General features: G+C 43.0%; 21 protein-coding genes and 2 pseudogenes. 10 read left to right on the forward strand and 13 right to left on the reverse strand.

Features of this window, described 5'->3' with window-relative positions; translation table 11 throughout:
- Nucleotides 1–252: 252 nt before the first annotated feature.
- A complete protein-coding gene (locus tag QT984_RS28210) occupies nucleotides 253–438 on the forward strand; it encodes an FAD/NAD(P)-binding protein (protein WP_333056981.1) in 186 nt (61 codons plus the stop codon).
- A gap of 116 nt (nucleotides 439–554) precedes the next feature.
- Here QT984_RS28210 and QT984_RS28215 read toward each other — a convergent pair whose 3' ends face one another.
- Nucleotides 555–1,550 (reverse strand): tetratricopeptide repeat protein, encoded by a 996-nt coding sequence (locus QT984_RS28215; protein WP_333056908.1) that lies wholly within the window; start codon nucleotides 1,548–1,550, stop codon nucleotides 555–557.
- Between the two features lie 40 nt (nucleotides 1,551–1,590).
- Nucleotides 1,591–4,917 carry a UvrD-helicase domain-containing protein gene (locus QT984_RS28220; RefSeq protein WP_333056909.1) on the reverse strand — a complete coding sequence of 1,109 codons (3,327 nt, stop codon included), beginning with the start codon at nucleotides 4,915–4,917 and terminating at the stop codon, nucleotides 1,591–1,593.
- A 707-nt stretch (nucleotides 4,918–5,624) separates the two neighbouring features.
- Between QT984_RS28220 and QT984_RS28225 the strand changes: the two are divergent.
- A pseudogene (locus QT984_RS28225) lies at nucleotides 5,625–6,728 on the forward strand (IS630 family transposase).
- A 6-nt stretch (nucleotides 6,729–6,734) separates the two neighbouring features.
- Here the strand turns inward: QT984_RS28225 and QT984_RS28230 are convergent.
- A pseudogene (locus QT984_RS28230) lies at nucleotides 6,735–7,175 on the reverse strand (ABC transporter substrate-binding protein); the annotation flags it as partial.
- A gap of 44 nt (nucleotides 7,176–7,219) precedes the next feature.
- Between QT984_RS28230 and QT984_RS28235 the strand changes: the two are divergent.
- Entirely contained in the window at nucleotides 7,220–7,501 is a 282-nt protein-coding gene (locus QT984_RS28235; RefSeq protein ID WP_333056912.1) for a hypothetical protein, read from the forward strand.
- 136 nt (nucleotides 7,502–7,637) lie between these two features.
- Here the strand turns inward: QT984_RS28235 and QT984_RS28240 are convergent, their stop codons facing one another.
- From QT984_RS28240 to QT984_RS28265, 6 genes are all read right to left on the reverse strand, one after another.
- Nucleotides 7,638–8,147: an N-acetyltransferase gene (locus QT984_RS28240; RefSeq protein WP_333056914.1), complete on the reverse strand. Its 510-nt coding sequence runs from the start codon at nucleotides 8,145–8,147 to the stop codon at nucleotides 7,638–7,640.
- A 423-nt stretch (nucleotides 8,148–8,570) separates the two neighbouring features.
- Nucleotides 8,571–8,843: a YgiT-type zinc finger protein gene (locus QT984_RS28245; protein ID WP_333181040.1), complete on the reverse strand. Its 273-nt coding sequence runs from the start codon at nucleotides 8,841–8,843 to the stop codon at nucleotides 8,571–8,573.
- A complete protein-coding gene (locus QT984_RS28250) occupies nucleotides 8,818–9,114 on the reverse strand; it encodes a DUF4258 domain-containing protein (protein ID WP_333056916.1) in 297 nt (98 codons plus the stop codon). The genes QT984_RS28245 and QT984_RS28250 overlap by 26 nt, the downstream gene beginning before the upstream one ends.
- A gap of 115 nt (nucleotides 9,115–9,229) precedes the next feature.
- Complete coding sequence (locus QT984_RS28255; protein WP_333056917.1) at nucleotides 9,230–10,294, reverse strand: tetratricopeptide repeat protein; 1,065 nt, start codon at nucleotides 10,292–10,294, stop codon at nucleotides 9,230–9,232.
- Nucleotides 10,295–10,485: 191 nt separating this feature from the next.
- Nucleotides 10,486–10,752, reverse strand: coding sequence for a hypothetical protein (locus tag QT984_RS28260; RefSeq protein ID WP_333056918.1), 267 nt, complete (start codon nucleotides 10,750–10,752; stop codon nucleotides 10,486–10,488).
- Nucleotides 10,753–10,871: 119 nt separating this feature from the next.
- Entirely contained in the window at nucleotides 10,872–11,165 is a 294-nt protein-coding gene (locus QT984_RS28265; RefSeq protein ID WP_333056919.1) for a hypothetical protein, read from the reverse strand.
- 200 nt (nucleotides 11,166–11,365) lie between these two features.
- On the opposite strand from QT984_RS28265, the gene QT984_RS28270 reads away from it, so the two are divergent.
- A complete protein-coding gene (locus QT984_RS28270; protein WP_333056920.1) occupies nucleotides 11,366–12,337 on the forward strand; it encodes a LysR family transcriptional regulator in 972 nt (323 codons plus the stop codon).
- A 142-nt stretch (nucleotides 12,338–12,479) separates the two neighbouring features.
- Here the strand turns inward: QT984_RS28270 and QT984_RS28275 are convergent, their stop codons facing one another.
- A complete protein-coding gene (locus tag QT984_RS28275) occupies nucleotides 12,480–12,803 on the reverse strand; it encodes a hypothetical protein (RefSeq protein ID WP_333211514.1) in 324 nt (107 codons plus the stop codon).
- Nucleotides 12,804–12,862: 59 nt separating this feature from the next.
- A complete protein-coding gene (locus tag QT984_RS28280) occupies nucleotides 12,863–13,798 on the reverse strand; it encodes an AraC family transcriptional regulator (RefSeq protein ID WP_333056922.1) in 936 nt (311 codons plus the stop codon).
- Nucleotides 13,799–13,974: 176 nt separating this feature from the next.
- Here QT984_RS28280 and QT984_RS28285 point away from each other — a divergent pair, with 176 nt between their 5' ends.
- The 3 genes from QT984_RS28285 to QT984_RS28295 are packed head-to-tail and all read left to right on the forward strand — an operon-like array spanning nucleotide 13,975 to nucleotide 15,469.
- On the forward strand, nucleotides 13,975–14,217 hold the full coding sequence (locus QT984_RS28285) for an SDR family NAD(P)-dependent oxidoreductase (RefSeq protein ID WP_333056924.1): 243 nt from the start codon (nucleotides 13,975–13,977) through the stop codon (nucleotides 14,215–14,217).
- A gap of 13 nt (nucleotides 14,218–14,230) precedes the next feature.
- Nucleotides 14,231–14,722: a carboxymuconolactone decarboxylase family protein gene (locus QT984_RS28290; protein ID WP_333056926.1), complete on the forward strand. Its 492-nt coding sequence runs from the start codon at nucleotides 14,231–14,233 to the stop codon at nucleotides 14,720–14,722.
- A 9-nt stretch (nucleotides 14,723–14,731) separates the two neighbouring features.
- Nucleotides 14,732–15,469: an SDR family oxidoreductase gene (locus tag QT984_RS28295; protein WP_333056927.1), complete on the forward strand. Its 738-nt coding sequence runs from the start codon at nucleotides 14,732–14,734 to the stop codon at nucleotides 15,467–15,469.
- Nucleotides 15,470–15,624: 155 nt separating this feature from the next.
- Here QT984_RS28295 and ispD read toward each other — a convergent pair whose 3' ends face one another.
- A complete protein-coding gene (ispD, locus tag QT984_RS28300; RefSeq protein ID WP_333056928.1) occupies nucleotides 15,625–16,311 on the reverse strand; it encodes a 2-C-methyl-D-erythritol 4-phosphate cytidylyltransferase in 687 nt (228 codons plus the stop codon).
- 172 nt (nucleotides 16,312–16,483) lie between these two features.
- Here ispD and QT984_RS28305 point away from each other — a divergent pair, with 172 nt between their 5' ends.
- Nucleotides 16,484–17,446 carry a glycosyltransferase family 9 protein gene (locus QT984_RS28305; RefSeq protein ID WP_333056982.1) on the forward strand — a complete coding sequence of 321 codons (963 nt, stop codon included), beginning with the start codon at nucleotides 16,484–16,486 and terminating at the stop codon, nucleotides 17,444–17,446.
- A 106-nt stretch (nucleotides 17,447–17,552) separates the two neighbouring features.
- On the opposite strand, the gene QT984_RS28310 is transcribed toward QT984_RS28305, so the two are convergent.
- Complete coding sequence (locus tag QT984_RS28310; protein WP_333056930.1) at nucleotides 17,553–17,843, reverse strand: TRADD-N-associated membrane domain-containing protein; 291 nt, start codon at nucleotides 17,841–17,843, stop codon at nucleotides 17,553–17,555.
- Between the two features lie 581 nt (nucleotides 17,844–18,424).
- On the opposite strand from QT984_RS28310, the gene QT984_RS28315 reads away from it, so the two are divergent.
- Together QT984_RS28315 and QT984_RS28320 are read left to right on the forward strand one after the other, a co-directional pair.
- Nucleotides 18,425–20,167: an AAA family ATPase gene (locus QT984_RS28315; protein WP_333375455.1), complete on the forward strand. Its 1,743-nt coding sequence runs from the start codon at nucleotides 18,425–18,427 to the stop codon at nucleotides 20,165–20,167.
- Nucleotides 20,168–20,224: 57 nt separating this feature from the next.
- Nucleotides 20,225–21,286 (forward strand): RNA-guided endonuclease TnpB family protein (locus QT984_RS28320; RefSeq protein ID WP_333375457.1); only part of this gene is annotated, 1,062 nt, incomplete at its 3' end.

A 21,286-nucleotide genomic window follows, 5' to 3' on the forward strand; every position in this document is an offset into this window, starting at 1 on the left:
GGGGGCGTTGCTTAATCAGGGCATGAAAAAAATCAATTAAAAATCCAGAAGCTTTGTGGATAGTGGTTTCTAGGACTTGCATATTTAGCCTTTCCTACCGTAAATCAGCAACGCCATAATAGCATACTACTGGTCAATTGAGAGCATGACAAACCATTACCGCATCATTATTATGCGCGATCGTACCCCAAAATATTAAAACACGGTAAATCGCTCAAATTAGCGTATATTGTCTGTAATACTCCAACAACGATCGCGAGGTTCGGTGCTGGCTTTAGTGGTTCTCTAGTAGCGACTCACCTGTTAAAAACAGCTAACCGCCCCTTGCTAATCAAGCTGATTGAGCGCGATCGCGATATAGGCAAGGGAGTTGCCTATAGCACCACCAACAGTCCAGTTGGTCTTTTAACCATTGATCTTGAGTGTGCCTTGCTGTAAGATAAAAATCAGGTATACTACCGTTAAGTTAAGGCTGGACTAGCCTAACGGCTTTTCCCCTAGCAGTTAAATTAGAGGAAGTTTGTTTAAATCCCGCTAGATGACACCCTCAATTGTTACTGCTGCATTTTCCTAATTATATTTAGTGCATCTTGATAGTCCGCCATCTTGCCATTTTGCTTATAAAGCTCTGCTGCTTTCTTAAGATCGTTGAGTGCTTCCTGAAAAGCTCCAAGGATACGATAAGTACGACCTCGGTTATAGTAGGCATCAGCATCACGGCTATTAATCATAATTACCTTACTGTAGGCAACAAGAGCACCTAGATGATTACCCATTTTGCCGTAAGCAACTCCTTTGTTGAGGTAAGCCTCGGCATGATTAGGATTAATTTGTATCGCTCGCTCAAAGTCTTGAAGAGCTGATTGATTTTCTCCAATAGCTATATAGACTAGGCCCCGTTCAGTATAGGCATCTGAATCGCTTGGGTCTAACTTGATAGAAAGGGTAAAGTCTTCAATTGCTCTTTGGTAATCTTGCCGTCGGGAATATAGAACACCCCGGTTGTAGTAGGCAAGAGCATGGTAAGGATTGCACCAAAGTGCCATATCAAAGTTTTTCATGGCTGCTTCGTAGTTACCAGTACCAGCACCTTGGTTAATATAAAATTCAGATTCTATCTTGTTAGGATAAAGTTGTTTTAATTGCGCCACTGTTTGTTTAAAATATGGCATATTTCCTTGCTCTAAATAAAGCATTGCTTTTCGCTGCAAATCATCAATGATACTCTGGCGGTCAGGATTTTCCCCTTCTGAATCGCTTGGTACAAAATCTAATTTTATTGTTAGACCTGTGTTTTCCTGATTTATCCTGTAGGCTATCTTCTTTTGAAGATCATATTGCCACCCAGGAATGCGACCTTCTATTAAAGCTTTTGTGGCTTTGTGTTCTTTGTGTTCTCCATTTGACCCTTTTTCAATAATCCCTATTTCATATAAGTGCTGGTATAATTCTTCTACCATGTTCGATTTGGGAGAACTCCCAAATCCTTTCTTGGTATTACCTTTACCATAATTAGGGTCTAGTTTTTTCCGGCGCTTTGCTTTTCCCATCGGTCAAATCTCCTTTTGAGGTAATTTTTTAGGAATTTATTTATGGGCAGTCTTGCCCAATCTTATCAAGTAGCTGTGAAATAAAACCACCTGAAGTTTCAGTATTGGCGAGCGCCTTCCAGGGTAAACCCATAATAACACGCCGCCCTTCATCCTGTAACACTCCATCTGGTGGGCAACCTGCTACAGAACCTTGTCCTTTAATTGAATTAAGATAACCCTTAGCAGCAACTTTGCTCATTCTTCCTTGCTTGAGCATAGTTACAGCCCCAAGGTGCAATAATAGCGTCGGATCTTGAAAGGGCCAGAATGCCAAAACTCCAAATTTTCCATTTTGAGCCAATGCTGCGTTTAGATCGAAGGAATTATCTTCAGCTATTGCAGATTTACGGAGGCCGTAGTCAAAGGAGATTAGTAAAGAATGAAGCTGCATGGCACGTTCAGCTTCATCTAGTCGTCCAGCAGAGGCAAGTACCTTATATACACTGCTATAAAGCGGACACCAAGTTGGCATCTCTTGGAAAAGTTCACTGTAAATAGCAAAAGCAGCATCAAAATTGTTCCTTCGTTTGTAATCTACTGCCTGGGATACTCGACTTTGGACTCCGTTGTAATAATCCCAATGGTTAATATCGTTAGCAAAAGATGCGATTGTATGCCGATATTCCAGACTTTTTCCCATCCATTTGAATGCTTCCTCTGTGTTGAGAAGCAGCAATTTATTGAGAGTGGTTTCAGTATCACTAGAATTTTGGTTTATGTAAATTCCTGCTAACTCTGCTGTTGGTTCATCAGACTCTAGGTTTATGTTGGCATCAACATCATTAAAGCTGTGAGGTATAATTCTGTTTCTGCACTCCTCAGCTTTCTCTGAAATTCCTGCTAACTCATATTGCTCAGCCGCTTGCTCCCAATACTTCCTTTTTTCAAATTCTTTTGCTCTACATTCAGCAGATTTATGTGTCATTTGTGCTAACTTATAGTGCTCTGCTGCCTTGAGCCATTGCTGTTTCTGTTCAAACTCAACTGCCAGAATTTCTGCTTTCTTTTGTTCATTACCACTCTTTAACCAACAACGTTTAGCATCTTCAAATCGGCCCATATTGTCCCATAGCTGCGCTGCATCTTCCCACACTTTAGTGGTTTCAAACGCTTTAGCCTCACAGATTTTCTGCCTCGGAGAATTACCAGCCTTTTCCCAACAGTTAGCTGCTTCTTGCCACTGACCAGTTTTCTCAAACAGTTGAGCCGCTTGTTGCCAGTCTTGCAATTTAACAAGAATCTGGGCTGCTTCACTGTACTTACCCTCCTGTAACAGGAGTTTAGCTGTAGTTTGCCGCTGTAATTCAATATCTCCTGACTTCTCGAAACACTCTATCGCCTGACGGTAAAAGCCACATTCCAGATAGTAACACCCACGCTCGCGCCACATTTCCTCAGTAGGCTCAACTCGATTTTCTCTGACTGATTCAGAATTTATCGGTTGCAAAAAACTTACCAATTCTTCTTGACTCCAAACAGCCGAAAGTTGAGTTTCCCAAATATTCAAAATTCGACGAGCGCGAGTAACTGCAACATAAAGTAAGTTTAATTCCAGCCGCAATTCTGGCTGCTCAGTTTCATTGAGCGATCGCTTGCTCCCCAATACTCTACTCCATAAAGATTGGCGCGGCTTGAAAAACTCTACTAAGAACACTGTATCAAATTCTAACCCTTTAGCTTCCTCAATCGTAAATACAAAGCTAGATTGGAATTGTTCAGAAAGTCTTTGTTTATCCGCCTCAGTTCTGACAAGGATGGCATCATCTGGATTTAGCTGCCCTAAACTTGGTTGTAGAGTTTCTAAAGGTGCAGCAATTAATCTAGCACACTCACCATAACTGCTAGTTGGTTGCCCTATATCACCTATCCGTTCTCGCAACAGGCGGTAGCGCAATTTCAGAATTTGATTGGCTAAATTTACCAATGAACCAACGCTGCGGAAATTAAAGTTTAATGTTTTCTGAATCGCTTGACGCTGACCTTTAAAAAACTTGGTTTTTAAATCTTCCCAACGGAACCCACTGGGGCTAATCATCTGGTGTAAATCCCCAGCAAAGAAGAGATGACCCCCAGGAGCAACAAGCCTTACCAACAGTTCTAACTGTAATTCGGTAAAGTCCTGTACCTCATCACAGACAATTAATTGATAGCGTTCGCCTTTTCCTTGCCAGATGGTTTGTAAAACTTTTCGCGCTAAATCTATCTCATCAAAACGCCCTTCTTTTTTTAACAAACCTTGATACCACTCTGCCACCTTATAGACTTTATGGCGATTGTTTTGAGGAATTACCGATGAGCGTTTCTTACCCAACTGCTCGTACTGTTTCTGAGAAAACTGATAGTAACTTGTCTCTAGATGTGCCCCTTTAATGATACTGCGGATTTCATCCCAAACTAAGGCAGGTGAATAAGGTTGGTAAGATTGACGGCGGTAAAGTTGCTCAAAAATTTGGTATGTCACCTCATCTTCAGGGATATAAAATTGCCCAGATTGTGACAGACTCTCTAGACACAAATCTCGAATAGTTTTAAAATGGAAAACAGACTCAATTTCAGAACTGCTCCCACTAACCAGACGCTTAAATTGTTTCTGTGCTTCTTTAACTAAAATCGGGTTGTAAGCGACATAGAGGCGTTTTCCATCTGGTAAAGTCTCTAAACTTTTGAGTAAGCGATACAGTCCTACTGTAGTTTTACCAGTGCCCGCACTGCCAGATAGCAATAGGTTTCCGTAGAGTTTCACCAGTTCATATTCTTCTGGCGTGAGTTTGAGTGGTAAATCAGCATCTTGCTGAATAATTGCCCGTTGCCATTCTAATTCTGAATCAATTATTCGCCATTGAACATTGCCTAAAAGTTCATCGGTGAAGCTAGGAACAAGCTGTAATTCTTCTATTTGTGCTGCATCCAGAGCAGACTGTTCGGCTGGGGTGAGAACTGGCCGCTCGTCCAAGATATTCCCGATCGCTTCTACCACCTCAGCATCAAGCCATTGGGCATCAGGAGTTTGATTTCTAGCTTTAGCCCGTCGGGATACATCATCATGATCTAAACAAATATCCTGAATGGCGATATAGGTTTGTCGCTCTCCCGTGTCAGGTTGCCTCGATTTGTTGTAAGTAAAAATTAGACGGCTAGCCTGAGTAATCCTGGCTTCCCAAACTCTCTTGGCTATGCCTTTCAGTTTTTTGACCCGCAAGCCACCATCAAATTGCTGCTGCCTCAGCTTTTCGATGCACTCCCATACCCTTGCCTTCAGGTTACTATCCAATTCTGTACGGAGGAAATCTACTACATCAGGGTGTAAGACAGCAGCTAGCAACATATTTGCAATTAGCTTAGGTAGTGATGATCTATTTTATACCCATTGGTGTCAACTTAAACAGTCAACCCCCAGATTTCCTTCGCGTAAGCGGTATTACTGGTAATGTTAACAGGCACGAGCGCGCTCTATGCTTAATCTTGCGTGGCTCCCAGTCGGTGTGAGCGCTCAGGGGGAGCGATCGCTCTGTCAAAAAATAGCGATCGCACGCCTCGTACAGTCCTTAAGTTGGCACCAATGACGGGGGCGCTACCCCTACTTACTAGAAAAATTACATAACATCCATCCCTGCGTCTTCAGAGTGGGGATTTTTAATTACCTGGTTTCCAAACTACTTCTTCAACTTTGAGCTGCTTGGGAATTAAGCCAAGTTCAAAAAAAGTATCCGCAATTTCCTGTTGCTCGGCAACCATATCAGCTTGGATCGGTTCAAATCCATAACTCCGCCGTCGAGTTACTACATCTAAGATAGAAACATCAATTTTCAGAATGGGTGCGAGAATCTTGGCTACTTCTTCAGGATTCGCATCTGCCCAAGTCGCTACTGCTTGAGTTTCTTCTCTAATTGCCTCAATGATTTTGAGATTTGGCTGAGCAAATGACTTATTAGCTAAGTAAAAATCTCGGTTAGCTGCTAGTCCTTTACTAAGCTGTTCAGCATCTAAAACGCATATTGTATGGTATAATATGATAATTTACCGAGAAATTCAATGCCTACTAAAAACTTCCTCAGTTCAGAAACAAAGGAAACTCTGCAACAAGCATTAAAAGACCATGAGCATCCAGATATTCGACAAAGAGCGTTAATATTTTTATTACTAAATAACGGAAATACACAAGCTCAAACTGCTTAAATAATTGGATGTTCTCTCAGAAAAGTTGCCTATTGGAGCGTTCATGGTGATCCTGAAAATTTAGACAGTTTTAAAGATAACAGGATGAAGGGTAATTACCGAAAAGCTACAGAGAAATACATTAATTTACTTTTAGAAACAGTTGAAGTAGACCCTGAAAAATATGGTTATGAGTTCGGAAGATGGACAACAGCTAGACTTGCAATATATCTAGGAGAGCAGACGGGAATTGAGCTGAGTAGTACCCAAGTAAGGAGAATTTTAAAATCAAAAAAGTATGTTTACCTTTGGGCTAAATACAGCTTGAAGGATAAGCAAGATGCCGTAGAAAGGGGTTTATTTAAAGATAAATTAGCTGAGTATTTAAAAATAGAAAAAAAATCTCCAAACCTATTGCAGGTATGGCTTTGGGACGAAAGTGGATTTAGTTTAAGAGTAATTAGAAGGAAAAACTGGTGTAAAAAGGGGACTCGAAGTAATAAAAGAGGAGACCGACGAAAAGGTCGTATTAATGTTATGGGTGGAGTGAGATACTCAGACAAAAAAAGATGGGTAGATTTTATTCCATCTGGTAATTCTGCTAATTTTTATGCTGTGCTGAAAACTTTTTATGAAGATTTAAAAGCCGAGTGGATATTGCAAGGAAATTTAGCAGAAGACTTTAAAGATAAGGGCTGTAAGTTTGTGATAATTTTGGACAACGCTAGTTTTCATAAAAAAGCAGAGACTTTGCAGAAAATAGCGTCAGAGATGCCGAATCTAATCATAGAGTTTTTGCCAAAGTATAGCCCTGACTATAACTTAATTGAATTAGTATGGCATTCCGCCAAGGAATATGTTGCTAATAGATTATTTGAATCCATTGAAAAACTAGAAGCACTGTTACATAAACTGTTAAATGAAGGAGGACTAATTATGAAATGGAACCGAAAAATAAAAAATAAAGGTAACGCGAGTTAATGCAGTTTAGATGTCGAACAGCTTATCTTTAACAACACGAACATCTACTTGCGCTTGAGCTGCTGCATAAAACGGGTCCCAAATTACCCAAGCATCTACGTTACCTTGTTGGAAGGCAGATCTGGCATCGGCTGGTGTCAGGTTGGCAGGCTCAATCTCAGTCCATTTTATCCCGGCGGATTTCAGTGCTTTTGCTAATAGGTAATTGGCGCTTGAACCTTTTGTAAAAGCTATTTTCTTACCCCGCAAATCCCCAAGGGTTTGAATGGCCGAATTAGCAGGGACTAAAATACCTGAACTGCGGTCTTTGGGGGCGCTACCACCAATGTAAAGCAGAGGCGCGTTAGCAGCCTGGGCAAAGACTGGAGGAGCGTCCCCGGTGCGCCCGATGTCGATGCTGCCGACGTTTAGGAATGAAAAATAAATAAGGTGACTAATAGAGCAATAGTTTACCTTGTATCAAGGCTTCTGAGGTTTAATTGTGCAATTTTTTGACTCGCATTGAGATGCAGCAATTGTTAGAAAATTTATGGCAAGAAAAAGGATTTACCGCGCTACTGATCACTCATGACGTAGAAGAAGCAGTGGTATTAGCTGATAGAGTTATTTTAATAGAAAATGGTCAGATTGCAATGGACTGTTATATTGAGATGCCGCGACCGAGGCAGAGAGGAAATTCTGTATTTTCTGCGAAAGTAGAGGCGATTTTGCAGCGCGTTATGGGTCAAAAAGAAAGTAGCAAAGATGCAGAGAAAGTTGCAATAGGTAGGTAAAAAAACCCCAACTATGTAAAGATAAGTAAATACGGATAACGGATCTACCAAGGTAACTCAGATATGGGCGCTCGTTTAAGAATTTTTCTGACTCGCGAGCTCTTCGTCAGCCAATCCGATGCACCCGGATTTGATATCACTCGCAGAGACTAAACTCCGATCGATACTTCACCGTTCCGCTGCAATCCTGCAAGGCTCCACGTTCTAACTCCAACACCATAAACGCTTCATCGGGCACATCATATTCACATTTTAAGCTCTTTCTACTAGCAGGAATGAATCCAAAACGCGGATAAAAATCTGGATGACCGAGCACAACCACTGCCTGAAATCCCGATCGCCCGCACTCTTTTAAACCCTCCCGAATCAGCAGCGTTCCGATACCTTGCCGCTGATAGTTGGGTAGAACTGCGACTGGCGCCAACCCCTGAATCGACAAATTGCTAGAACATTTGCCCTCCACGACAACCGGACTGAAGAAAATGTGTCCGACAATGCGATCGGATTGTACCGCAACGAAGGAAAATGTAGATGCAATTCCCCGCAATCGATCGACTAGATTAGCCTCATTTTCTCGCCCGAATGCCGCAATGTTAATGTTGCGAACAGCTTCTACATCTTCTGGCTTTTCGGTACGGATATCCATAGCTTAGATTAATGGTTGTGCGGCCGCTCTGGCAGACGAATTACTACAGAAACTGTTTCTATCTTGCGATCGCGATATTAATCAAATTATAGTGCTCCTGAAGCCTTTTTCCGGTTTTTGAGTTATATATTTTCGGCAACCAATTATACAACGAGTTGCAGATGAATGTCAAATCGTCGCAAAAGTCGGTCGATCGCTTCGGGAGCATCTCATATTTGTAAAAACACTTATAATGGCTCCTTCCTTCTTCCTCCTTCCTTCTTCCTCCTTCTTCTTTCCTCCTGACTCCTGACTCCTGACTCCTGGCTCCAATTTCTAGCGGAGGGCTGCATAAGTGAGATGCTCCCATCGCTTCCAATCTTCACGCCCGGACAGTCTTCTTTATCGTCACAGCGTTTTAATGAAATTAAAGCGCTCCACTGGTTATGCTGATTCTAAATGAGTAACCGGAATTTGTTCGGTTCTTTCAGGCAATCTCGCTCCAGTTGCAACGGCATGAACCGCATGAAGAATATCGGCTGAATAGTATCGATTGCCGCAGTTATCGCAAACACCGATGGTCACATCTTCAAGAATGACAAATCCATTTTTATGTTTGAATGCCTCGCGCTTGACAGTGCGGGGTTGAACGGTTCCTTCGCAATACTCACATCTGTATTTATACATACAATTAGCCATTAAGTTGAGTGACTTCATAAACCGTGATGATTAGATAACGTCCGTTACTAGCGAAACGTCCAACCACTCCAACAGGTGTTTGTCGATCCAGTGCAGTCCCCACTACTACATATTTTGTACCTCTGGGGTCGTCTTTTTCAACCCGGATAATCTGACCGCTCAGAACCGCCTCTTCTACATCCAGGATAGTCAGCAAGTCCTCAGCCATTTCTTCCATTGCGTGGGCTGACATATCGTACTGGCGGAGGCGAATTTTCTCTCTGATACGGTCAATATCGTTGCGAGGCACTGGCTGATTAATGTTACATCCAGGCAATCATAGCAAGTTATTGTTCAAAAATCTATCATTTTCAATTCCTTAAATATCTGGTTTTACTTCCTTCGACCCGACTTACTAACTACTCTTATTGCGGTACAAGCTGACTGGAAGACAATCGCTTAATGCCCTCCCTCGCTGTAGTTTCTCCGGCTTTGTCACCGCCCTCACGAGCAATTTTTAAAGCTTCCTCGTAGGATTCGAGAGCTTGAGCATTTTGACCGAGACTTTCATGAATTGCGCCCATATTGTTGAGCAAGCGTCCGATACTTGTCTTGTCGCCGATTGCTTCTAACATCGGTATTGCTTGCTGAAAATATATCAGCGCTTGAGTATCTTTGCCGAGTTTGCGGGAGGTAAGTGCCATGTTGTTGAGGAGGCGGCCGACGCCAGCCCTGTCTCCGATTTCCCGGCGAATTGCTAAAGCTTGGTGGTAAAATTCCATCGCTCTATTAAAGTCGCCGATGTTGTAGTAGACGCCGCCCATATTATTGAGGGTACGGCCTAAATCGCGTTTATCGCCGGCGGCCGTGCGAATCGTTCGCGCTTGCTGGTAAAATTCGATCGCCTTGGCGTAATTGACCTGTTCTGCGTACACGGCCGCGATGTTGTGGAGGGATTCTCCAATTTCAATTTGGTCGTCGGTAGTTTTGGCAAGTTCCAAAGCTTCTTGGTGCAGTTTCATCGCTTCGGAAAAATTGTCCCCAATCCGGTTGACGAAACCGATGAGATTGAGAGTGCGCGCGATACGACGCCCTCCGCTGATTTCTCGGTGAATGACTAAAGCTTGCTGCAGAACTTCCAAAGCTTTGGGCCTCAAACCCATTTCGCCATAAACTTCCCCCATATTGTTGAGGGTTTCTCCGATTCCCGCTTGGTCGCCTAGTTGCTTGCGGATTGCCAAAACTTGCTCAAAAGTCTCGATTGCTTCTCGAAACAAACCCTCGCGGTGCTGTTTTACTCCTGTTTCAAAGAGTTCGTCTGCTTGCGTTTTGGGGTCAGTTGCTTGAGCCTGGTCGCTCGCTTGGGCGCGCCTCGCATTTATAATTGGGGCATAAGCGCGGGCGTCTGAAATTGCCAGCAAGCTGAGTGCGGGCGATAACACAATACTTATAGCTGCGAGATAGCTGAAGTGGTAAGAGCGGCGGTGCACCGATCGAGTCCTCCAATAGCTAAGTGATAACTATTAAGATAGAGCTTTTTGGGGTGTTCCTGCCAATTTTTTTCTCCATCTCTAGGTTCTGATACCAGTTTCAAAAAAGAAGGCAACTGTAGACCCGTGCTTCAAACCCATACAAAATCAGTCATTCCCAATTCTTCAATCCAAAATCTAAAATCTAAAATCTAAAATCCCATGACTGGGTTTTTGTCTTGCCAGACGGCCATAATCAGCGGCTTATTGTTGAGAGCGGATATGACAGCAAAGTTTTTGCTGGGTGGAAGCGATACTTTTTCAGAACTTTGCAAGATGATGTCCTGTTGGTCAAGCGTGATCCAAGCAATTCCTGACAAAACTTGAATTTCTCGATGAGTTTGAGGCAATCTGTATACCTCGTTTTCCATCAGAATAATGCGATCTGGCGCTGCACATTCGGAAGATATTTGAAGCATAGCATCTCCTACTTGGTAATTGGTAATTGCTACTTGGTAATTGCTACTTGGTAATTGCTAATGGGTAATTGCTAATCGAGGGCTGTATTTCACTTCATTTCCACGCAACCCACACACTACTATTGGCAATAACGCCGATCGATCCAAGCGCGCATTTCATCATCCGTCGCCACGCAGGTAGAGCGACCTGTAGCCCGATCGCAACCGTGCCACCAAGTGTTACCATAGCGATCGCACGTCTGCCAAATTCTCAGTTCGTCCTCACTCGAAATGAGGTAGAGCAAAAACTGCCCAATTTTTTTTATTGCTAAAAAGAGAGATAGCCCTTTATGTTTTTCGGATGGGTTAGCTCGATCGGTCATCGAAAAAATTTGGATACTTGGGGTATCGATTGGATTTTTGCAAGTAGACATATCCCACACCTTCAACTTGTATTTTCCACAAGATTTGCACTAATTAAAATTACAATAAATGCTTAAATTTGTAATATTCTCAGCGCAATTACAGCCCACTATTGTTGGCGTGAAATTCCTGTGAAAGTCAATCTCTTATCTAATAAATTCACCTTAACTCTTTGGTTATTGACAATCAAATCATTGCTTGCATAGATTGTATGAATAAAATAGATAGATTGACGATCGGGCAAAAGGCTATGAATGAAATCAATACGCGGCGGATGAAACTCTCTCAAATTCAGGCTTTGATAGCTGTAGCAGAGTGTGAAAATTTTAGCGAGGCGGCTTTGCAATTGGAACTGTCCCAGTCAGCAGTCAGCCACGCCATCGCCTTTTTAGAAACAGAATTGGGAGTGCAGCTATTTCACAGGGGGCGACACGGTGCTCAACTGACGCCGGTGGGGCAAAGGGTAGTGAGTCACGGGCGTCAAATCGTGCGATCGTTAGAAATGATGGTCAAAGAAGCGGATTTAGAAAAAGGTTTGCAGGGAGGCCAGGTACGGATAGTTACTTTTCGGAGTGTCGCCACTCATATCCTACCGGGTATTATTGCTAAATTTCGCAGTTGCTTTCCCAAAATTACGGTCAGCATTACCGAAGTTTATTATACTCAAGCTGTGGAAGAAGCTTTGCGATCGGGCAAAGCAGACATCGGCTTTGTTTCCCTTCCCATCTCCGATGAATTTGAAACTAGAGAAATTTTGCGGGACAAATATCTGGTTTTGCTGCCGCCGAAGGCGCAATGTAAAAGTGATAAGATTACGTGGGAAGAATTAGCGAATTATCCGCTGATTTTGCAGCCGATAGAAAATGCTTGTTCGATACCGCTTCGCAAGTATTTGACGACTGCGGATTTTCCCATAAATATCGGTTACGAACTCAGCGAAGATTCAACGATTGTCAGTATGGTGATGCAAGGTTTGGGTGCAGCTATTCTGCCCCGTTTGGCTGCGGAACCGATACCGTCTTCGGTGAAAGTTTGCAGTTTACCGTCGGATTTTGAGAGGGTAATCGGGGTGGCTGTTTTGCGGGATGGGCTGTTGATTCCGGCCGTGTTTGCGTTTTTGGATTTAGTTAAAAGTGCCGCACAGGTTGATAGTGAGGGCGATTTTCCGATTAATCCTTCATGAAAAACCTGAGTCAGTTGTTATTGGTTATTGGTTAGATTGGGATTTTGTTACCGCAGATATCAGCAGATGAACGCGGATGGGATTTTATCTGAGTTCATCTGCGGTTAAAAAAATGGCATAAAATAGTACGATCGCTGATTGCCTACTTCATGCGCTTTGCAACAAGACTAGAACTGTCGCCTTGGTGGAATTTTATTCGACCGTCTATGGAGTTTTTATCCTTTAATTTTAGCCAACCGCTACCAAATGCAGGATCGTTCTCGTCATTACCGTCCCATGTAAACTCAAATCGCTGATCCTTTCCATCTTTTACGACTTCGCCGTCAATTTCACCTGATACTAAACCGAATTGAAATTCTCCTGAACCTGCTTCATCAATCTCGATATAGGCTTCAACTTCCATGTCCAAATAATCACTATCCCACATTGCCATCTCTGCGATCCGCCATGTACCGCTATATTCCATTGCTTTCATCCTCCACTTGTATTAACGGAACAAAACCAATATAGTCGAAACAGTGACGCTCAAGCAGTACGCAAACGCTCAATATCCCGGATCGGCGGCGCACCAAACATACGAGAATATTCGCGGCTGAACTGTGAGGGGCTTTCATAACCCACCTGATAGGCAGCATTTGCCGCATCGGAGTTTTCGGCAAGCATCAGGCGACGTGCTTCTAATAGTCTTAATTGCTTTTGATATTGAAGTGGACTCATCGATGTCACTTCCTTGAAATGGTAATGGAAAGATGAAGGAGACATATTGGCTTGTCCTGCCAAATCCTCAACCCGCATCGGTTTTGCAAAATCAGTTTTAATCAGTTTGAGCACCTCAGCGATGCGCTGCATATTGCTGCCAGATGTTGCGATTTGGCGCACAGCTTCGCCTTGCTCACCCATTAAAAGACGATAATAGATTTCGCGGATAATCATCGGTGCCAGCATCGGGATATCCTGCGGCGTATCCAAAAGTCGTGTCAGTCTGAGGGCGCAATCGAGCAACGGCGCATCGGCAGTGCTGACGAATAAGCCTCTGACAGAGTTTTCTTTCTTGCTTGCGCTTGGCTTGGTTTGGGCAGTGATAATATCGCAGAGTTGGCGTGGGTCTAAATTCAGCTTGAATCCTAAATACGGCTTGTCTGGAGTGGCCTCTACAACAAATCCACTCAGAGGTAAATCAACTGAGATCGCAAGATATTGAGCCTCGCCATAACGATAAGTTTCCTCACCCAGCAAGGCTTCTTTTTTGCCCTGAATGACGATGCCGAGAATAGGTTGATAGACAGCGTGCTGTGCGGCGGAAACAGAAGATTCTCGCATAAATTCCAGTTTGTCTATGTCTGTTTTATGAAAACCGTTTCCTTTGCCGTCGGTGTGCCGAGTTAGCAAGGCCGCCAGTTCTTGACACTGATTGCCGATCGCATCTTGATTTATTACTTGGTTGATTATTTCAATCGCCATGTGGTTTTCTCGACTAATTTAATCATTATCTTTTAAGCATTATAGAACATCTTTATCCATTCATAAAATCTTGCTTTGGAGGATTAGGCAATAAATTGCGAGGTCTGTGTATTCAAAACCCATGCTTTTACTCATAGGATGAACACATCTGAATGAAACAGTAAAAGGATAAGGCAATGACGAAAGACAAGACAAAAATCGCATTGGTAACAGGGGCGAGCCGAGGACTTGGCAAAAATACCGCTTTGACCCTTGCCACAAAAGGAGTCGATGTCATCGTGACATATCACAACAGCGAGGAGGATGCCCAAAATGTCGTATCTGCGATCGAAGCGATCGGGGCTAAAGCTGTTGCACTGCAATATGTTTCTTTAATTAAAATCAACCTCACTTCAAGGAAAATATTAGCAAATCTATAAGCGAGGCAAAATCATGAACAAGCAATTTTTAACTTTCACCGTAGCGGGAGCAATATTTATGGTTTCACCTACCCGATCGCCAGAAACAGTTCTACAACCTTCTGAAACAATGACACGCCAAGAGCGGGGCGAAAAAGTTCTGAATAGTTTGTCAGGTGGAAAAGGTTTGCCACCGCATTTTGTTCAGCTTCAAAAAGATTTCCCAGAACTTGCTGACATGACGCTCAAATACTCCCTAGGCGATATCTGGGCTCGTGAGGTGCTAGATAATAAAACCCGCCAGCTTATATCACTTGCAGGGTTTGCGGCACAAGGCACAATGCCGCAATTCAAAGTTCACGCTCAATATGCCTTGAATTACGGTGCTACGCCGGAAGAACTGATGGAAGTTATTTATATTACCACAGTGACTTCCGGCTTTCCCCGCGCCTTGATTGCAGCAGGAACTCTCAAAGAGTTGTTTCAGGAAAATAATATCAAGTTCCCAGTAACATCACAAAAATAGGAGATATCAATGTCAAACTTAAATGGAAAGGTTATTATCATCACTGGAGCGAGTAGCGGAATTGGTGAAGCCACTGCTAAATTGCTTGCTAAAAACGGCGCGCGAGTGGTTTTGGGTGCACGTCGCACCGATCGCCTAGAAGCGATCGCCAAGGACATTCGTGCGGAGGGTGGAACAGTCGAATACCAGGCTCTCGATGTCACGCAACGCAGTCAAATGGAGGATCTCGTTCAATTTGCCCAGAGCAAGTTCGATCGGGTAGATGTCCTGATTAACAATGCTGGCATCATGCCTCTATCCGCACTCGAACAACTGAAAGTTGAGGAATGGGATAAAATGATTGATGTCAATATCAAAGGTGTTTTGTACGGCATCGCGGCAGCACTTCCTGTCATGAAAGCACAAAAATCTGGTCAGATTATTAATCTTTCCTCGATCGGCGGACACGCGGTTTCTCCTACTGCTGCTGTTTACTGTGCTACTAAATTCGCCGTTAGAGCCATCTCAGAAGGCTTGAGACAAGAAATTGGAGGCGACATTCGGGTGACGGTGATTTCTCCTGGAGTAACGGAGTCTGAGTTAGCCGAGAGCATCACTGATGAAACTGCAAGATCGGGAATGCAAGAATTCCGCAAAATAGCTATTCCTGCTGCTGCGATCGCGCGATCGATTGTATTTGCGATCGAACAACCTGACGATGTTGATGTTAGCGAAATTATTGTCCGACCAACAGCCAGCCCTTACTAAGTAGGTCAATTTAATTAAATCTAAAAGGCGAGGGTTATTAGATACCCAACTTCTTTTAAAAGTCGGGTATCTGGGTATTCTGAGTTTTTATGAGGACTTAGTTAGCTTACCAATTCCCCTTGCCAATTCCCAATTTCGCCTTACACACTTCAAAACTATTTCCCGTATCTTTGCCGTAAAATAAATTCCGCTAGTGCTAAATCAACGGGCGTTGTGACTTTCAAATTCGTCTCTTCTCCCTCCACAATTTGCACTGGTAAACCGCATTTTTCAAACAAAGCCGCATCGTCGGTAACTTCCCAACCTTTCTGTCGCCCTTCTTCGTGACACTGCTTTAACAATTTCACTTCAAATCCTTGGGGAGTCTGGGCTGCCCACAAATTGCTTCTGTCTGGGGTGTCTCGCACGATCCGACGCTCATCTACCACCTTAATCGTATCCTTGACCGGGATGGCGACAATCAAGCCCGGACAGGTCAAGAGGGCCTCTGCAGATCGATCGAACAATTCAGCAGTTGCCAAACACCTCGCGCCGTCGTGAATCAACACTCGATCGGCATTGGGGGGCAAAGCCTGCAAACCGTTGTAAACTGACTCTTGCCTGGTGGCGCCTCCTTGAATCAGTTCCACGGGCTTAACCAAAGATAAATCGCTCAGAATTGCTTTAAAATCAGGAAAATCGTCTGGCTGGCCCATGATGCCAATCCAGCTAATGTGCTGCGAAGCTTCAGCCGCAGCCAAAGTCCAACTCAGCAAAGGTTTAGAGAGCAAAGTCAGCAGCAGTTTGTTCCGCTGACTGCCCATCCGTCGCCCCGAACCCGCTGCAGGAATTAATAAGTGCATTTACTAACCGTTTTTAACCCAACTAGATATATATAATAAGAGCGTCCTGTACTTTTGAGTCAGTTGTTTAGCTGTCAGCCAGTAGCTTTTAAGGTCTAGAAATACTATAAGCTGATAGTTGAGAGCCGATCTCTGAGAGCTACCTCGATCAATAATAGCCCGATCGTTTATGATGCGAATACTAGCACTTGTCCCTGGCGGGATTGGCGACCAAATTTTATTTTTCCCCACTCTTGATGACCTCAAGCAGTCCTATCCCGACGCGCAAATTGATGTCATCGTGGAACCGAGGGCAAAGGGTGCTTACCGAGTCTGCAAATCCGTCAAAGAAGTCTTGACGTACAATTTCAAAGACCGCAACGCTATGGCAGATTTGGGCAATTTACTGGGCGTAATTCGCGATCGCGAATACGAAGCAGTTATTTCCCTAGGCCAGCGGTGGACTGTAGGGCTGCTGCTGTGGCTGACCGGCATTCCGCAGAGAGTTGGCTATTCGGGAACCAACGGTGCTCGATTTCTCACCGCTGCAGTACCGCTGAAAACTGAACAGTACGCCGCTTCAATGTACCATGATTTGCTGCAAGGATTTAACATTACAAATCCTTGTCCGGCGATCGCAATTAATGTACCAAAACAGGACATTCAGTGGGCGGAAGCCGAACAGCAGCGGTTGGGCGTAAAAGAAAGCGGCTACATTTTGATTCACGGCGGTTCCAGTCAATTAGCTGTGTCTAAAGGTATTGACAAAATTTACCCTACAGACAACTGGAAGCAAATAATTGAAGATTGTCAGCAGCGGCAGCCGAATTTGCCCGTTGTTGTTGTGAAAGGCCCAGAAGATGCAGACTTCGTGACAAAGTTAGTCGAGTTATGTCCGAATGTAAAAGTTATCTCGCCGGATGATGTCGGCAAGTTGGCGGCGACAATTGCTGCTGCTAATTTGATGATATGTACTGACAGTGCGCCGATGCACTTAGCTGTGGCGGTTCAAACTTATACAATAGCTTTGTTTGGCCCGACTGAACCGGCGAAATTGTTGCCAAAGAGCGATCGATTTTTGGGCATTAAATCTCCTACTGGCAAAATGGCAGACATCTCTCCTCAAGATGTTTTGAAGAAGGTTTGGGGCGGCTAAAAACTAGGATATCTAAGTCAGGACACGGCACTGCCGTGTCCCTACAATTTAGCTGCTTTCCAGGCCCGGGGGACGAGGAAAGAAGTGGGGGATTTAAAACTCGATGTTAGTCTTCCAAATCATCCATCATCTGCTGCAATTCCTTCTTCTTTTGCTTGGCAAACTCAATGCTGCCCAAACTTGTCAACAATCCGCCCGAAGCAGTGAGAGTAGCCTCTGAGATTTTCTCACAAAATAGAAGTCCGAGCCCTCCGAAAGTAACCATTGCCGATGCGGTAACAAAAAGGGCCAGATTGTAGCTTTGGCGAACTTGCCGCAATGATTCTCGCAGCATTTCTTTCTTAATTTCGCTATAATCTTCATCAGGTTGCGAGTTGCCGAATAAGTTAAAATTCATAACTGTTTTCTCTCCAAAATAGTGATAATTTTTTGTTTTTACAATTACTCTACCGAAGCAAACAGCGAGACTCAAGGGCAGATAGGGCGAGTTTTAATTTGCGATATGCCCTCATTTTTGGGGCAGATAGGGCAGGAGATTACAAACTATCTGCCCTAGACAGAGAGAAGTATTTAAATATAGAATGTGAGTGCGATCAGAGTTACGGATGAATAATCATGAAATCTCGCTCCCGCTAGCCCCCATGCTATTTCATTTCCCCGAAATCCGCCAGGGAATGAATTCCCTGGCTAATAGCAGAAGTCGCTTAAAACCGACTAAAATACTAATTTTCAGTCCTCTTAAGAGGACTTTCGCTATGAGACAGGGAATTCATTCCCCGTCGGACTGTCGGACTCTCCCAAAACCCGCCAGGGAATGAATTCCCTGGCTAATAGCAGAAGTCGGTTAAAACCGACTAAAATACTAATTTTCAGTCCTCTTAAGAGGACTTTCGCTATGAGACAGGGAATTCATTCCCTGTCGGACTGCCGGATGATGGAATTAACTGAAAAACCAATAACAATAGCTAACAAATTACTATGCGCGACTCCGATAAAGTTCAATCGAGTGCAAAGGGAAAAGAGTATCTCCGAGAACAAATTAAAGAAAAAGATTTTACTCAAGAAAAATTTGCCCAACTCGCCAAAGTTTCCACCGACACGATTAAGCGCTTACTCGGTACAAAAGACTGCCCCAATGGCGTAGAAAGATGGTCAGTTACCAACATCGCTAAAGCATTAGGAATAGAACCCACAGATATTGTTGACCCAAAAGATTGGAATGCCGACAATTCGCTGCCACCAGAGTTTCAATCACTTATAGCAGAAAAAATTAAAACCTTTTGCGGCCGCCGATTTGTTTTTGATAATTTTCAGCAATTTGTCAGCGAAAATCCTCACGGTTATTTTACAATCATCGGGGATGCGGGAATGGGCAAAAGTTCGATCGTTGCCAAATACGTCTCCGAACATAAATCTCCCTGCTATTTCAATATTCTCGTCGAACGCCGCAACAGACCAGAATTGTTTTTGAAGAGCATTCGCCAGCAATTAATTGACCGCTATCAATTGCCAAATTCAGAAAATGCCGATTTACCAACTTTACTGGCAAAGGTGGCGGGAAAACTCACTTTGGGCGAACGTTTGGTAATTGCGATAGATGCACTGGATGAAGTCGAACAAGAAGCGGGAGAAAATCTTTTACATTTACCGACTACTCTGCCAGATCGGGTTTATTTCTTGCTGACGAGGCGACCCTATAACCTCGGAAAAAAGCGGCTTTCCGTATCTCCTGGAGTTTTGGTAACCGAGTTAGATTTAAGAGATGAAAAGTATGCTAATTATAATCAAGATGATATCAAAGAATATATTAGATTTGTTATAAATACCGATTCTGAGTATAATAATGGGCTGAGGAACTGGATTCAAAGTCGCAGCATTGCCGATACAGCTTTTGTCGAACAATTGGCAGACAAGAGCGAAAACAATTTTATGTATTTGCGCTATGTTTTGCCAGCAATTGTTAAGGGCGATTACAATGACTTAAGTTTAAAGCAATTGCCAGACGGGCTGCAAGAGTATTATCAAAACCACTGGGTGCGGATGGGGCTGGAAGCTAATCCCGGGCAATTGATGGAGATTGTCTTGTATATTTTGTTAGAGATTGGCATACCGATTCCCTTCTATATAATTACTGAAATTATCAAGGTCGAAGATGAATGCGAGCTGAAAAAATTTTTAGAAGATGAGTGGGTTGAGTATTTGAAAAAGCAGGATGTAAACGGAGATATCTGGTACAGCATTTATCATGCTAGTTTCCTTGAATTTCTGCAAACAAAACGGGATATGGATTCAAAACGCAAGATTTTTAAGGATGTGAATCAAAGGATAGCTGACTGTTTTAAAGGGAATATAAATATGAAAAAATTAGGAAAATTAGCTGACAAATTAAAGACAAAGAGTCCCGCTTTCGTGCGAGCGTATCTGGGTTGTTATCCCTCTATTTTGATAAATTCGGGAAATTTAGGAAAATATTACCAAACCCTGACTGATTTTAACTTTCTAAGGGCAAAGATTCAGCACCATGCGTTTGGGGTGCAGGCAGTGATTGATGATTTTGATTTGATTAAGGATTCAGAAGTATTAAGTCACCCAGACTACAACCCAGAAAAAGTGAATAAAGCCATAAACTTGATTCAAAACGTTGTCGCGGGGGATGAATCCCGACCCGAAAATTTGGAAGATCGCGATCGCGAATCCACATTAATTTATGTTAAAGCCTAACACAACCTTGATTAAAGTCAGCTACCATAAACACAGAAACACGGTAAGCTCGAAGCCATGTACAGAGCAATCAAAGTTAGAATCTATCCCACGACGGAGCAAGAATCCTATCTAGCTCAATGTTTTGGTAATACTAGATGGTTGTGGAATTATATGCTTAATGCCACAACTACTACCTATAAAGAAACAGGGAAAGGTCTATCTAAGGCTGCAATGGACAAACTTCTACCTGGATTGAAAAAAGAATACGAGTGGTTAGGGCTTGCTTATAGCCAAGTTCTACAACGGGTAACATTTAATTTGTCTAGGGCCTTCGTCAATTTCTTTGAATTCCGGGCAAAATATCCAACTTTCAAATCCAAGTATGGTAAGCAATCAATTCAATATCCTCAAAATGTGAAATTGATGGTAGAGAATTCTACTATTAAATTTCCTGGCAATTTGGGTATCGTCAAAGCCGTATTTCATAGAGACTTACCATTCGTAAAATTCACGACTATTTCGGTGTCTAAAAATGCCGATGGCAAATACTATGCCTCCATTCTTTTCAACCAAGAAGATAGACCTGTAACTGCGATCGTAGAAGCAATTGGTATTGATCTTGGCTTAAAAAACTTTGCCATAACTTCAGACGGGTCAAAATATGACTTGCCTAAAAAACAGTTGGCAAAACTTGAAAAAAACCGAAAACGCAAGCAACAGAAATTAGCAAGAAAGAAAAATAAAGGTTCAAAAAAGCGTCAAAAAGCTAAAGGTTTAGTTGCCAAAGTCTCTAGTAAAATTGCTAGAGTGAGAGAGGATTTTCTACACAAGCTATCTCGCAAAATAGCCTACGAGAACCAAGTGATTTGTGTAGAAAATTTAGCAGTAAAAAACCTGGTCAAGAATCACAAGCTTGCTAAAGTTATTAGTGACCAAGGTTGGGGAATGTTCCTGACAATGCTTAAATATAAAGCCGAGCAATTCGGACATACATATCAAGAAATAGGACGTTTTTTTCCTTCTTCTCAATTATGTAGTGAAACTTTGTTGCCGATACCCGCATTACAAAAAGGATGTGATTCTTTGGGTGTCAGGTTTGTAGATTGTCCCCACTGCTTAAAACAACATGACCGCGAT

The organism is Microcoleus sp. Z1_B2, assembly GCF_036700325.1.
Classification (GTDB): domain Bacteria; phylum Cyanobacteriota; class Cyanobacteriia; order Cyanobacteriales; family Microcoleaceae; genus Microcoleus.